We start from the raw sequence: 13,292 nt of genomic DNA on the forward strand, positions 1-13,292 counted from the left end.
GCGAAGGCCCCTCCTCCGTCCCACCGACAGGGGAGGGGCCTTCTGCTGTCCGCGTCCGACCGCGACGCGGGCAGTCCCGGCCCGATTCTCGGCGCGAGCGCGTCGTCGGAGGGGGTCTTCTGCGGTCGCCGAAACCGAGTAGGGCAGGATAGTGACCGCCTTGTGTTGCGGGATCGCAAACCTATCCGCTTTACCCCTGATGTCTCAGCATGCTGAGAACACCACCATCGCCGAAGGAGAAGAGCACCGATGACGGACCCGGGGACCGAACGCCCAGGATATCGCCGGGTACTTCTCAAGTTGGGTGGCGAGATGTTCGGCGGCGGCAAGGTCGGCCTCGACCCTGACGTCGTGCAGACCGTCGCCGAGCAGATCGCCGAGGTCGTCGCGACCGGCGTGCAGGTGGCTGTGGTCATCGGCGGCGGCAACTTCTTCCGCGGCGCCGAGCTGGAAGAGCGTGGCATGGAGCGGGCCCGCTCGGACTACATGGGCATGCTCGGCACCGTGATGAACAGCCTTGCGCTGCAAGACTTTCTGCAGAAGCAGGGGATCGACACCCGGGTGCAGACCGCGATCACGATGGGCCAGGTCGCGGAGCCGTACCTGCCGCTGCGCGCCAAGCGCCACCTGGAGAAGGGCCGAGTCGTCATCTTCGGCGCGGGCATGGGCATGCCGTACTTCTCCACCGACACCACCGCGGCCCAGCGGGCCCTGGAGATCGGCGCCGATGTGGTGCTGATGGCCAAGGCGGTCGACGGCGTCTTCACCGCGGATCCGCGGGTCGACGAGACCGCGACGATGTACACCGAGATCACGCACAAAGAGGCCATCGAGCGCGACCTGCGAGTTGCCGACGCCACGGCCTTCAGCCTGTGTATGGACAACCAGATGCCCATCCTGGTGTTCAATCTGTTGACGAAGGGCAATATCGCCCGAGCGGTCGCCGGTGAGAAGATCGGAACATTGGTTCGGTCCTGACCCCGCGACCCGCGGATCATGACGATGACGACGCTGTGGAGGAAACGGTCGTGATTGAAGAAGCGCTCTTCGACGCCGAGGAGAAGATGGAAAAGGCTGTCTCGGTGGCGAAGGACGATCTCGGGACCATTCGGACCGGACGCGCGAATCCGGGCATGTTCTCCCGGGTCGTCGTGGACTACTACGGATCGCCCACCCCGGTCACCCAGATGTCCAGCATCACGGTGCCCGAGCCGCGGATGGTGGTGATCAAGCCCTACGAGGCCGGGCAGCTAGGTGCGATCGAGACCGCGATCCGCAACTCGGATCTCGGTGTCAACCCCACCAACAACGGTGACATCCTGCGCATCTCCATCCCGCAGCTCACCGAGGAACGCCGCCGCGAGCTGGTCAAGCAGGCCAAGAGCAAGGGCGAGGACGCCAAGGTCGCGATTCGCAACGTGCGCCGCAAGGCCATGGACGAACTCTCGCGCATCCAGAAGGATGGCGAGGCGGGTGAGGACGAGGTCGGGCGCGCCGAGAAGGAGCTCGACAAGACCACCGCCAAATATGTGAACAGCATCGACGAGCTGGTCAAGCACAAGGAAGCCGAACTGCTCGAGGTCTGACGGCAGATCCGAGGGCCCGCACGGGCGGGGGACGAGGAACAACGAGTGAGCGACGGGACAATCGTGGCCGACAATGCCGCCGCAACGGGTGCGGCCGAGGAGCCGACGCCGGGGAGCGGCACCCCCGCAGACACCCAGAGCCATTCGGGTGACTTCACGGCCGGACAGTTCCCCGAGCATTCCGTTCCCGCCGAGTCCGTTGCCCCGGCGCCCGCCGCCGCGACGTCGCGAGCGGGCCGCAACCTACCCGCCGCACTCGCGGTCGGTCTCGGTCTCGGCCTCTCGCTCATCGCGATCCTGCTGTTCGCGCCGCTGGTGTTCATCCCGGTCGCCGCGGCCGGTGTCGGCGTGGCCACCTGGGAGGTCGCCAAGCGGCTACGCGAGGCCGACGTGCTCGTCCCGCGGATCCCGCTGATCGTCGGCGGGCAGGCGGTGTTCTGGCTCGGCTGGCCGTGGGGCGCGAGCGGTGTCGCCGGCGCGTTCGCGGCCACCGCGCTGACCTGCATGGTGTGGCGGCTGTTCGACCACGGTCTACGGACCGCGCCGCGGAACTTCCTGCGTGACACGGCGATCGCGGTCTTCACCCTCGCCTGGGTCCCGCTGCTCGCGTCCTTCGCGACGCTGCTGCTGTTGGAGCCCGACGGCAACCTGCGGGTGCTCACCTTCATGATCCTGGTGGTCTGCTCCGACGTGGGCGGCTACGTGGCGGGCGTGCTGTTCGGCAAGCACCCGATGGTGCCGTCGATCAGCCCGAAGAAGTCCTGGGAGGGTTTCGGCGGTTCGCTGGTGTTCAGCGTCATCGGCGGTCTGCTGACGGTCACCCTGCTGCTGGACGCCAATTCGATGATCGGCGTGGTGCTCGGTGTCGGGCTGGTTCTGGTCGCGACCGTCGGTGATCTGATCGAATCGCAGATCAAGCGGGAGCTCGGCATCAAGGACATGGGCACCCTGCTGCCCGGGCACGGCGGCATCATGGACCGGCTCGACTCGATGCTGCCGTCCGCGTTCGTCTCCTGGCTGGTGCTGAGCACGCTGCTCTGACTGCCCGGTCCCGCGCGACATGCCGCCAAATCCCGGCGACCGCGATAGCGATCGTCCATGATCGAGGCATGTCCACGAATGCCGAGCACGAGCCCGAGGCGAGCCGGCGCGACAAGCCGGCCGTCCCGCCGACCACGCCCCCGCCGCCCGCGACCAGACCCCCCATGACGGGCGCCAAACCCTCGATCTCCTCGCGGACCGGCTACGCCTGGGTGGGGCTCGTGACCGGCACGCTGATCATGATTTTGCTGCTCATCTTCATCCTGCAGAATCTGCAGACCGTCGAAGTCAGCATGTTCTTCTGGAACTTCCACCTCCCTCTCGGCGTCGCCGTCCTGCTCTCGGTGATCCTCGGGGCCCTGGTGATGGCGCTGGTCGGCGGCATGCGCATCATGCAGCTGCGGCGCGCCGCCAAGCGCTGAGTCCTCAGACCGATGCGGATCCGTCGCCGTTCTGGCGAGCGCCGGATCGGCGCCAGCGCAGTGGGGGAGACCCGAACTTGCGTTGAAAGGCTCGCGACGCGGGGGAGACCCCAGGGCAGATCAGTCAGGAACTGCCGCCCGCGGCCTTCGACAGCATCGCGCCGGACTCCGACGGTTACCTGTGGATCAGGCAGGACAAGTTCCAGGAGAGCTTCGCCCAGGACCTCTCCGACGACGAGGCTCTGGTCATGGCCGTCAGTGCGCGACCTCGGGTTGTCCTGAGCCGAGTGTCCGGAACGGCGTGGGGCGGTTGTGTCCTCGCGCACTGTTTCGGCCTGAGCATTCGAGCGCCAGGGGCGGATGAGAGACTGGAAGAACTATGACCGCCTCCCTGCCCCTGGTTTTCGACGCTCCGCGCCGTGGCATGCCGCCGCGGCATCTCGCCGATCTCGATGCCGAGGGGCGGCGTGCCGCGGTCGAGGAGCTGGGCCTGCCCAAGTTCCGCGCCGATCAGATCGCGCGGCAGTACTTCGGGCGGTTGCAGGCCGATCCCGAGCTGATGACCGATCTGCCCGCCGCGGTGCGGGAGAAGGTCGGCTCGGCGTTGTTCCCGCCGCTGCTCTCGGTGGTCAAGCACGTCGCCTGCGACGACGGGCAGACCCGCAAGACACTGTGGCGGGCCGGTGACGGCACCCTGCTGGAGAGCGTGCTCATGCGCTACGCCGACCGCAACACCCTGTGCATCTCCAGCCAGGCGGGTTGCGGCATGGCCTGTCCGTTCTGCGCGACCGGTCAGGGCGGACTGAACCGCAACCTGTCCACCGCCGAGATCGTCGACCAGGTGCGCGCCGCCGCGGCCGCGCTGCGCGACGGCGAGGTGGCGGGCGGCGAGGGCAGGCTGTCGAACATCGTCTTCATGGGCATGGGCGAGCCGCTGGCCAACTACAAGCGGGTGGTCGCCGCGGTGCGCCGCATCACCTCCCCCGCGCCGGACGGCCTCGGCATCTCGCAGCGCAACGTCGTGGTCTCGACCGTCGGTTTGGCGCCCGCCATCCGCAAGCTGGCCGACGAAGGTCTCTCGGTGACGCTGGCCGTCTCGCTGCACACGCCCGACGACGAACTGCGTGACACCTTGGTGCCGGTGAACAACCGCTGGCCGGTGGCCGAGGTGCTGGACGCGGCGCGCTATTACGCCGACACGACCGGCCGTCGCGTCTCGGTCGAGTACGCGCTCATCCGCGACATCAATGATCAGCCGTGGCGCGCCGACATGCTCGGCGCCAAACTGCACAAAGCGCTGGGCTCGCGCGTGCACGTCAACGTCATCCCGCTCAACCCGACCCCGGGCAGCAAGTGGGACGCCAGCCCGAAACCGGTCGAGCAAGAGTTCGTCCGCCGGGTCAACGCCCAGGGCGTGCCCTGCACCGTCCGTGACACCCGCGGCCAGGAGATCGCCGCCGCCTGCGGGCAGCTGGCCGCCGAGAACTGAATTTCGAGGGGGGCCGTTGCTGCAGCCAGGTGACGTATTCGCCGGATATGCCATCGAACGACTGCTGGGGCAGGGTGGTATGGGCGCGGTGTATCTGGCCGCGCACCCGCGGCTGCCCCGCCGTACCGCGCTCAAGCTGCTGAATCGGGAGTTGTTCTCCGACGCGGAGATTCGCGCGCGGTTCGAGCGGGAGGCCGACCTGGTCGCGCAGCTGGACCATCCCAACATCGTGACCGTCTTCGACCGCGGCATCGAGGACGAGCAGCTGTGGATCTCCATGCAGTTCATCGACGGCGCCGACGCGTCCTCGGTGGATCCCGGCACCCTGCCGCCGCAGCGCGCCGCCCAGATCGTCGGCGAGACCGCGCTTGCGCTGGACTACGCGCACCGCATGGGCGTGCTGCACCGCGACGTCAAACCCGCGAACATCCTGCTCTCCCGCTCGGCGGGGCAGGAGCGGGTGCTGCTCACCGATTTCGGCATCGCCCGCCCTCGCGAGGACACCAGGCAGCTCACCCAGACCGGCACGTTCACCGCGACTCTCGCGTACGCCGCGCCGGAACAGCTGACGGGCGCGCCACTCGATCACCGGACCGACCAGTACTCGCTGGCCTGCACGCTGTACTGGTTGTTGTCCGGCGCCGTGCCGTTCGATTCGCCGCAGGCCGTCGCGGTGATCCAGGGACATCTGAAGCAGCCGCCCCCGCCGCTGAGTTCGGTGCGTCCGGGTCTGCCGCCCGCGTTGGACGCGGTGCTCGATCGCGCGCTCGCCAAACGACCCGCGGATCGGTTCGACTCCTGCGCGGAGTTCGCCGCGGCCGTGCAGCAGGCGTTGCGTGGACCGGTGAGCGCGCCGCACGCCGTCGCGCGGCCCAGGCCGCATCCGCAGCGCTCGGCGCCGAATCCGATGCCGGTGGCGCATCCACAGAGTTCGGCGCCGAACCCGGTGCCGGTGGCTCATCCGCCGCGCTACGCCCAGCCCGCGCCGCCCGGTCCGCACTATGCGAACAGCGGTGTGCCGCAGGGCTATCCGCCGGGTTACGGCGGTGTCCCTGCCGGGTACCGACCGCCTGTTCCGCCCCGGCGTCGCGGATCGGGGGCGAAGGTGCTCACGGTGATTCTGGGCTTGGTGTTCACGTTGGTCACCGGGTGTGGCGCCTTCGTGTTGACCGACGACTCGACCTGGGTCTCGCAGATAACCGGACGCTCGAAGGGACACAAGGACCTCTCCGAGATGTCGGCGGCGTTTCCCGGAATGCTGCCGAGCGGCAACCGCGACACCGGTAAGGGCTACAACGGGGCCTCGTGCCGTCCGGCATCCGAATGGAAGGACTGGCGCGCCGAGAAGGGCGACGAATCGGCCTTCGACAATTGGCAGGCGCGCTGGGAGTGTCTGCTGGAGGGCGGCGCGAAGCTCGCGTACAGGTTCTACGCCTTCCCGAGCGCAGAGGCGGCGCGTCGGGCGGTGACCACTTTCAAGTCGCGGGCGAAGCCCGAAGGCCGCAGCGCCGAAGGCACCAGGACCGACGAACGTTTCCGCTACAACGACGGCTACGGCGAGACGGCACTGGTCCTGTCGACCTTCTCCGACCCGTCCCGCGACCGCTGGGTTCTCACCTTCCACGGACCCACGCGGTTCGACGACACTCTCTCGGCGAAGGTCCGCGACGCGCCACTCTGACACGCACCTCGCCTCCGCCGCGGTCCTGCGCGGTCGAGCGTCCGACGGCACCTACGTCCGGGAGAACATGTCGCTGCGGGCCCGTGGCGACTCGCTAGCCGTGGATGGCGCCGACCCGCTCGACGTCACCATCAGCTGGAATCGGCTCGGTCTCGGCCTGGGCTGAGTGTCCGCCAGGCCCATTCGATGGCGATGGCAGCGAGGGGCCCGAGCGGCAGGGCTCTCAGGCTCCGGTGCCGAAGCGGTTCTTGGCCGGGCGGTTGGTGGTGGCGCGGCGTTCGGCTTCCTTCGCCTTGACGCGCTCGTTCTCGCGGAGGACGGCTTGGTAGTTCTCGCGTTCGCGGGTCAGCCATTCCGGAGGGTCGGCGAGGAGGGCGGTGATCTCGTCCGCGGTGAGGGCGTCGGAGACGCCGCCGCGGGCCAGGCCGCTGTTGGAGATGCCGAGTTTGCGTGCGGTGATGTCGCGCGGGAAGGGGCCGGTGCGGCGCAGTTCGGTGAGCCACTCCGGGGGATCGGTGCGCAGCCGGTCGAGGTCGGCGCGGGAGATCGGCGAGTTCCGGAACTCCTCCGGCGCGGCGGGGAGGTAGATGCCGAGCTTGTCGGCCGCGGTCAGCGGCTTCATCATCTGCGGTTTCTTGTCCGGGCTCACCGGGACAGCCTAGTCGACCGCCGGAGCGCCCTCGTCGTCACGGCGACCGTCCGACCCGCGCACGCCGTGCAATACCCTTGGTCGAATGAGTCAGGTGGAGTCGATCGACGTCGAGCGGTTGCGCTGGTTCGTCACGGTGGCCGAGGAGCTGCATTTCGCGCGGGCGGCCAAGAGCCTCGGCATCGCGCGTCAGCGGCTCAGCCGGACGGTCATCGACCTGGAGACCGAACTCGGCACGAAGCTGTTCGTCCCCGGCGCCCAGCCGACGCAGCTCACCGACGAGGGACGCGAGCTGCTCGCCGCCGCCCGCGAGGTCATCGCGCGTCGGGAAGTGGCCGAGCCGGAGCCGGAGGTCTCAGCCGAGCTGCGGGTGGGTTTCGTGCCCGGCGTCACGGTGTCGAAGTGGGAGCGGATCTGGGGTGAGCGGTTTCCCGAGATCCCGCTGCGAACGATTCCGCTCGCGGCCGCCGACCAGCTGACCGCCCTGCGGGAGGGCCGGGTCGACATGTGCTTCGTGCGCCTGCCCATCGACCGCGCAGGGCTCAGCGCGATTCCGCTGTACCGGGAGGCGCCGGTCGTCGTGGTGCCCAAGGAACACCCGATCTCGCTGTTCACCGAGGTCACGGCGGCGGACCTGGCCGACGAGCGCATGCAGGACGCCTCGGACATCGACGCGGCGGCGGTCATCCTCGAAATGGTCGCCGCCGGAGTCGGACTCGCCATCGTCCCGCACTCCATCGCGCGCCTGCACGCCCGCCGCGACCTGGTCTACCGCACCGTCATCGAGCACCCCGACACCGAGATCGCTCTGGTCTGGCCAACGGCCGAAACCACCGAGCTGGTGGAGGAATTCGTCGGCGTGGTGCGCGGCCGCTCCGAACGCAGCTCGCGTTCCCCGTCGACCCGCGCCGAGCAGCGTCCGAAGCAGGCGGTCGCGAAAAAGCCCGCGCCACAGCGACAATCGACCGGGAAGAGCGCGTCCGTGGCGCGTGGCGCCCGGTCCGCGGGTGCCAAGAAGCCCGGCAAGCGGCGCGGTCGCTGATCCGCGTCACGGCGTGCCCTCGTGGACGCGCGGCAGGATCTGGTCCCGCAGGGACGCGCGGATCTCGGCGATCGCGGCGTCGCCCGCGGTCAGCAGGGGGCTGCGGACAGCAGACGGGAACCCGGGAATACGTTCGGCGAGAGCGGCTTTCACGAAAGCGATATCGCTGAGTCCGGAATCGTGGCGCAGTGCCCGGCATTCGTCGAACACCGCCTGCCATCGCGCGGCGGAGTCGACGTCACCATCATGCACGGCGGCGGCGATGCGAACGGGTAGTTCGGGCACCGGATTCCCGCCGCCGGAGACGATGCCGTGCACGCCGAGTTCGCGGATCCGGGCGGCCGCGCCGTCGCTGCCCACCAGGACCGTCGAACCGGTCGCGGCGTAGGCCCTGGTGACCTCGAGGTCGCCACCGGAGTCCTTGATTCCGGCGAGCATCGGATACTCGGCGGCGAGCGCGGCGAACAGCGCAGGGGAGATCGGGGTCTGGGTGTGGCGCGGGAAGTTGTACAGCAGCATCGGCAGTTCGGTGCGGGTCAGCAGCGCACCGAAGAACTCGCGGACACCGGCCTCCGGCGGATCGGCGAAGAAATAGGGTGCGATCGCGGCGACGGCGTCGGCGTGGTGCTTCGCGTGGTCGAGCAGTTCGAGCGCGTCGCCGTAGGCGGTGGCGCCGATGTGCGCGATCAGATGCCCCGGCCAGTGCTCGCGGGCATGTTCGAGGACCGACTTGCGTTCGGCGACAGTGAGACTGGCGAACTCGCCGGTCGTGCCGTTGACGAGGATCGCGGGAACGCCGGAGTTGTGCAGGAAGCCGAGATACTCGCCCAGCGCTCCGGTATCGATGGCGCCGTCACGGGCGAACGGCGTGACCGTGGCGAGGATGGGATTGGGCTCGACCGCGCCGGGCCACCCTGGTGCGGACTGCGCTGGCTCTCCAACTGTCATCTGCGGCGCTCCTCCACATCGACGCCCGGCAGGACAACGGCCGCGCTCCCGGTGTGAATCGAGATGCGCGGCCGCGAAGTATCGAGCCTCCAGCCGGGTCGGCCACCCGGGGCCGAGGCTTAGCGGGGCTTACGCCGCAGGATCGAGTCGCGCACCAGGATGACCACGATGAGCGCGGCGAAGCCGACCAGGTAGATGTCCTCGACCAGGCCCTTGTGGTTGCCGATGATCATGGCGAGCAGGATGAACGCGACGATCCAACCGGCGATGCGGAAGGTGCGGCGCGACTCGCCGCTCCAGCCCCACTCCGCGGAGGGGACCTCGGCGGTGTCCACGTGAGTGACGACGGCGCGCTCGTTGTTGGCGGGTTCGATGTCCGTGGCGGCCACGATCGCTCCTCAGGTGGTTCGGGTACCGAACTTCCGGTACGCACTCTTGGGCTACTGGTCGATATCGTGACATACGACGCCGCGTCGTTGGTAGTCGGCCCGCGTTCGACGCGCACGACGAGACCCCGTGCGCGGTAGGACACAATGACTGGGTGTCCGACATCGTGAGAGTCCTGCTGCTCGGCAGCACCGGATCCATTGGTACCCAGGCGCTCGAAGTGATCGCCGCCAACACCGACAAGTTCGAGGTGGTCGGATTGGCCGCGCGCGGCGGCAATACCGAGCTGTTCGCCGCGCAGATGGCGGCCACCGGGACCCGCAATGTCGCCGTCGCCGACCCGGCCGCCGCCGCGGCTCTGGACATTCCGCTGGCCGGTCCGGCGGCAGTGACCGAACTGGTGCGCCGCACCGAGGCCGACGTGGTGCTCAACGCGCTGGTCGGCTCGCTCGGCCTGGAACCGACCCTGGCCACCCTGGAGTCGGGCACCCGCCTCGCGCTGGCCAACAAGGAGTCGCTCGTCGCGGGCGGTTCGCTGGTGACCCGCGCCGCCGCGCCCGGCCAGATCGTGCCGGTGGACTCGGAGCATTCGGCGCTGGCGCAGTGCCTGCGCGGCGGCCGCGCCGAGGAGGTGGACCGGCTCGTGCTGACCGCGTCGGGCGGGCCGTTCCGCGGCTGGACCGCCGAGATGCTCGAATCCGTCAGCCCCGCCGAGGCGAAGGCCCACCCGACCTGGTCCATGGGCCTGATGAACACGCTGAATTCGGCTTCGCTGGTCAACAAGGGCCTCGAGCTGATCGAGACGCACCTGCTGTTCGGCATCCCCTACGACCGCATCGACGTCACCGTGCACCCGCAGTCGATCGTGCACTCGATGGTGACTTTCACCGACGGCTCCACGCTGGCGCAGGCCAGTCCGCCGGACATGAAGCTGCCCATCGCGCTGGCCCTCGGCTGGCCGGATCGGGTGCCCGGCGCCGCGACCCCGTGTGATTTCGGGACCGCGGCCACCTGGACCTTCGAGCCGGTCGACAGCGAGGTGTTCCCCGCGGTCGAACTGGCCAGGCAGGCGGGCACCGCGGGCGGCAGCGTGACCGCGGTCTACAACGCGGCCAACGAGATCGCGGTGCAGGCTTTCCTCGACGGTCTCATCGGCTTTCCGGCGATCGTGCGGACGGTGGCCAGCGCGGTGGAGGCGGCCGACCAGTGGCGGACCGAGCCGCAGAGCCTGGCCGAGGTGCTCGCCGCCGACAGTTGGGCGCGCGACTACGCCCGGCGTGTCGTCGGAGCCTGAACAACCGGTATCCGGCGCGTCCGGCCGCGCGCTGGCAGACTGAGGCGTACGGATCGGGGATGGACTACGTCCGGCGGCATCCATGCGGCATACCCGCGTGCTGGCCCGCGCGGGCTTGGTACGGCCTCGGTCCGGCCGCGTCCATTACTGTGGTCGGGGTGCTCGCGGCCGCGCCGGCGCGTGCGCGGGATGTCTACGAGCTGCGCAACGCAGGAGGGCTGGAGAGCAAATGGTGTTCGCCATGGGGTTCGTGCTGTTCGCGCTCGGCATCCTCATCTCGGTCGCCCTGCACGAATGCGGACACATGTGGGCGGCCCAGGCCACCGGCATGAAGGTGCGCCGCTACTTCGTCGGCTTCGGCCCGACCCTGTGGTCCTTCCATCGTGGCGAGACCGAATACGGCGTCAAGGCCATCCCGCTCGGCGGCTTCTGCGATATCGCGGGCATGACGGCACTGGACGAGGTGCGGCCCGAGGACCTCGACCGCGCCATGTACCGCCAGGCGACTTGGAAGCGGCTCGTGGTCATGGTGGGCGGTATCGCCATGAACTTCGTGCTCGGCTTCCTGCTGATCGTGGTGCTCGCCGTCGGATGGGGTCTGCCGCGGCTGGACGAGCCGGCCCCGACGGTGGGAACCCTGAGCTGTGTCGCGGACGCCAATCCGGACGGGACGCTGCAACAGTGCACCGGCCCGGGCCCCGCCCAGCAGGGCGGACTCCAGCCCGGCGACACCATCACCGCAGTGAACGGCGTCGCGGTCGGCACCTGGGCGGAGTTCACCGAGCAGACCCGCAAGCAGCAGGGCCCGATCACCTACACCGTGGACCGCGCCGGAGAGCGGGTGCAGGTGACGGTCGCCCCGCAGCCGGTGACGCGCTATACCAAGGACGGCGCGAAGACCGAGGTCAGCGCGGTCGGCGTCACCCTGGACGTGCCGCCGATCGAGAAGTACAACATCGTCACGGCCATTCCCGCCGCGACCACCTTCACCGGCGACCTGTTCGTGCGCACCTTCCAGTCGCTGATGCAGATGCCCGCCAAGGTCGCGGCGCTGTGGGACGCGGTCACCGGCGGCGCACGCGATCCGGAGACCCCGGTCAGCATCTACGGCGCGAGCCGCATCGGCGGCGAGAGCGCCCAGGCGGGCCTGTGGCAGGTGTTCGTGCTGATGCTGGCCAGCCTGAACTTCTTCCTGGGCGCGTTCAACATCCTGCCGCTGCTGCCGCTGGACGGCGGTCACATCGCAGTGGTGATCTACGAGAAGATCCGCAACACCATTCGCGGCTGGCGCGGTCTGGCGCCCGGCGGTCCGGTCGACTACCTCAAGTTGTTGCCGGCGACGTACGTCGCCGTGGCGCTCGGCGGCGCGTACATGGTGCTGACGCTGGCCGCCGACATCGTCAACCCGATCCGGCTGTTTCCCTGAGTTCCCTCGAGTTCTCCCGTCCGGGGTAACCTGTCGCGGGCAATAGCGGGACAACTCGATGTCATGCCGTGTCACGGGCGTCACAGGGTGGTGGTCCACCGCGCGCCGCTAAGCTCGGTAGGCGAACGGCCCGCAGCACACGTACGGAAAGTAGGCAGCCGAAAGTGACCAGCACAATCGGACTGGGAATGCCCGCCGCACCCGCGGCCGTTCTCGCGCCCCGGCGCAAGACCCGTCAGCTCATGGTCGGCGGTGTCGGCGTGGGCAGCGACCACCCGATTTCGGTGCAGTCGATGACCACCACCAAGACCCACGACGTCAACGCGACCCTGCAGCAGATCGCCGAGCTCACCGCCTCGGGCTGCGACATCGTCCGGGTCGCCTGTCCCCGCCAGGAGGACGCCGACGCGCTGGCGACCATTGCCCGCAAGTCGCAGATCCCGGTCATCGCCGACATCCACTTCCAGCCCCGCTACATCTTCGCCGCCATCGATGCGGGCTGCGCCGCGGTGCGCGTGAACCCGGGCAACATCAAGGAGTTCGACGGCCGGGTCAAGGAGGTCGCGAAGGCCGCGGGCGCCGCTGGCATTCCGATCCGCATCGGCGTGAACGCCGGTTCGCTGGACAAGCGGATGATGGAGAAGTACGGCAAGGCCACCCCCGAGGCGCTGGTGGAGTCGGCGCTGTGGGAGGCGAGCCTGTTCGAGGAGCACGGCTTCGGCGACATCAAGATCTCGGTCAAGCACAACGACCCGGTGATCATGGTCGAGGCCTACCGGCAGCTGGCCGCGCAGTGCGACTACCCGCTGCACCTCGGTGTGACCGAGGCAGGTCCGGCGTTCCAGGGCACGATCAAGTCCGCCGTCGCGTTCGGCGCGCTGTTGAGCGAGGGCATCGGCGACACCATCCGGGTCTCGCTGTCCGCGCCGCCCGCCGAGGAGGTCAAGGTCGGCGGGCAGATCCTGCAGTCGCTGAACCTGCGTCCGCGCAAGCTCGAGATCGTCTCCTGCCCGTCCTGCGGTCGCGCCCAGGTGGACGTCTACACGCTGGCCAACGAGGTGACCGCCGGTCTGGAGGGCATGGAGGTGCCGCTGCGGGTCGCGGTGATGGGCTGCGTCGTGAACGGCCCCGGTGAGGCGCGCGAAGCGGATCTCGGTGTCGCCTCGGGCAACGGCAAGGGGCAGATCTTCGTCAAGGGCGAGGTCGTCAAGACCGTGCCGGAGGCGCAGATCGTGGAGACCCTGATCGAGGAGGCCATGCGCATCGCCGAGGAGATGGGCGAGAGCGCGGGCGCGGGGGAGCCGGTCGTCACCGTCGGCTGAGACCC

The 13,292-nt window shown here is 69.1% G+C and carries 13 protein-coding genes and 1 pseudogene; 11 read left to right on the forward strand and 3 right to left on the reverse strand.

The features are described 5' to 3' along the window. The first annotated feature begins 249 nt into the window (after nt 1-249). The 7 genes and pseudogenes from pyrH to ABZV58_RS07625 all read left to right on the forward strand — a co-directional run bounded on the left by pyrH (nt 250) and on the right by ABZV58_RS07625 (nt 6,219). Entirely contained in the window at nt 250-978 is a 729-nt protein-coding gene (gene pyrH, locus ABZV58_RS07595) for a UMP kinase (RefSeq protein WP_354999351.1), read from the forward strand. A 50-nt stretch (nt 979-1,028) separates the two neighbouring features. Beyond that, a complete protein-coding gene (gene frr / locus ABZV58_RS07600) occupies nt 1,029-1,586 on the forward strand; it encodes a ribosome recycling factor (protein ID WP_141809536.1) in 558 nt (185 codons plus the stop codon). A 45-nt stretch (nt 1,587-1,631) separates the two neighbouring features. Beyond that, a complete protein-coding gene (locus tag ABZV58_RS07605; RefSeq protein ID WP_354999352.1) occupies nt 1,632-2,627 on the forward strand; it encodes a phosphatidate cytidylyltransferase in 996 nt (331 codons plus the stop codon). Between the two features lie 68 nt (nt 2,628-2,695). Then, entirely contained in the window at nt 2,696-3,049 is a 354-nt protein-coding gene (locus ABZV58_RS07610) for a lipopolysaccharide assembly protein LapA domain-containing protein (RefSeq protein WP_354999353.1), read from the forward strand. Between the two features lie 95 nt (nt 3,050-3,144). Next, nucleotides 3,145-3,309: pseudogene (locus ABZV58_RS07615) on the forward strand (alpha/beta hydrolase); the annotation flags it as partial. A gap of 119 nt (nt 3,310-3,428) precedes the next feature. Next, a complete protein-coding gene (gene rlmN, locus ABZV58_RS07620) occupies nt 3,429-4,538 on the forward strand; it encodes a 23S rRNA (adenine(2503)-C(2))-methyltransferase RlmN (RefSeq protein WP_253808489.1) in 1,110 nt (369 codons plus the stop codon). Nucleotides 4,539-4,554: 16 nt separating this feature from the next. Beyond that, a complete protein-coding gene (locus ABZV58_RS07625) occupies nt 4,555-6,219 on the forward strand; it encodes a protein kinase (protein ID WP_354999354.1) in 1,665 nt (554 codons plus the stop codon). Nucleotides 6,220-6,442: 223 nt separating this feature from the next. Here the strand turns inward: ABZV58_RS07625 and ABZV58_RS07630 are convergent, their stop codons facing one another. Further along, nucleotides 6,443-6,868, reverse strand: coding sequence for a DUF5997 family protein (locus ABZV58_RS07630; RefSeq protein ID WP_354999355.1), 426 nt, complete (start codon nt 6,866-6,868; stop codon nt 6,443-6,445). Nucleotides 6,869-6,953: 85 nt separating this feature from the next. On the opposite strand from ABZV58_RS07630, the gene ABZV58_RS07635 reads away from it, so the two are divergent. Further along, on the forward strand, nt 6,954-7,910 hold the full coding sequence (locus ABZV58_RS07635; protein ID WP_354999356.1) for a LysR substrate-binding domain-containing protein: 957 nt from the start codon (nt 6,954-6,956) through the stop codon (nt 7,908-7,910). A gap of 6 nt (nt 7,911-7,916) precedes the next feature. On the opposite strand, the gene ABZV58_RS07640 is transcribed toward ABZV58_RS07635, so the two are convergent. Next, the gene (locus tag ABZV58_RS07640) at nt 7,917-8,858 is read right to left on the reverse strand and encodes a dihydrodipicolinate synthase family protein (protein WP_354999357.1); all 942 of its coding nucleotides are present in this window, start codon (nt 8,856-8,858) and stop codon (nt 7,917-7,919) included. Nucleotides 8,859-8,977: 119 nt separating this feature from the next. Continuing rightward, nucleotides 8,978-9,247 carry a DUF2631 domain-containing protein gene (locus ABZV58_RS07645; RefSeq protein ID WP_354999358.1) on the reverse strand — a complete coding sequence of 90 codons (270 nt, stop codon included), beginning with the start codon at nt 9,245-9,247 and terminating at the stop codon, nt 8,978-8,980. 152 nt (nt 9,248-9,399) lie between these two features. On the opposite strand from ABZV58_RS07645, the gene dxr reads away from it, so the two are divergent. The 3 genes from dxr to ispG all read left to right on the forward strand — a co-directional run bounded on the left by dxr (nt 9,400) and on the right by ispG (nt 13,287). After that, nucleotides 9,400-10,539: a 1-deoxy-D-xylulose-5-phosphate reductoisomerase gene (gene dxr, locus ABZV58_RS07650; protein ID WP_354999359.1), complete on the forward strand. Its 1,140-nt coding sequence runs from the start codon at nt 9,400-9,402 to the stop codon at nt 10,537-10,539. A gap of 229 nt (nt 10,540-10,768) precedes the next feature. Then, nucleotides 10,769-11,965, forward strand: a complete 1,197-nt coding sequence (locus tag ABZV58_RS07655; protein WP_354999360.1) for a M50 family metallopeptidase — start codon at nt 10,769-10,771, stop codon at nt 11,963-11,965. Nucleotides 11,966-12,129: 164 nt separating this feature from the next. Further along, on the forward strand, nt 12,130-13,287 hold the full coding sequence (gene ispG / locus ABZV58_RS07660; protein ID WP_141809548.1) for a flavodoxin-dependent (E)-4-hydroxy-3-methylbut-2-enyl-diphosphate synthase: 1,158 nt from the start codon (nt 12,130-12,132) through the stop codon (nt 13,285-13,287). The last annotated feature ends 5 nt before the right edge of the window (nt 13,288-13,292 follow it).

Origin of the sequence: Nocardia sp. NPDC004654 (genome assembly GCF_040609595.1) — a bacterium.
Taxonomy (GTDB): Bacteria; Actinomycetota; Actinomycetes; order Mycobacteriales; family Mycobacteriaceae; genus Nocardia.

Bases quoted from the DNA above. Each gene is read 5' to 3' on its own strand.
- pyrH (WP_354999351.1), top strand. From the start codon at position 250: ATGACGGACCCGGGGACCGAACGCCCAGGATATCGCCGGGTACTTCTC.
- ABZV58_RS07610 (WP_354999353.1), top strand. From the start codon at position 2,696: ATGTCCACGAATGCCGAGCACGAGCCCGAGGCGAGCCGGCGCGACAAG.
- rlmN (WP_253808489.1), top strand. From the start codon at position 3,429: ATGACCGCCTCCCTGCCCCTGGTTTTCGACGCTCCGCGCCGTGGCATG.
- ABZV58_RS07635 (WP_354999356.1), top strand. From the start codon at position 6,954: ATGAGTCAGGTGGAGTCGATCGACGTCGAGCGGTTGCGCTGGTTCGTC.
- ABZV58_RS07640 (WP_354999357.1), bottom strand. From the start codon at position 8,858: ATGACAGTTGGAGAGCCAGCGCAGTCCGCACCAGGGTGGCCCGGCGCG.
- ABZV58_RS07655 (WP_354999360.1), top strand. From the start codon at position 10,769: ATGGTGTTCGCCATGGGGTTCGTGCTGTTCGCGCTCGGCATCCTCATC.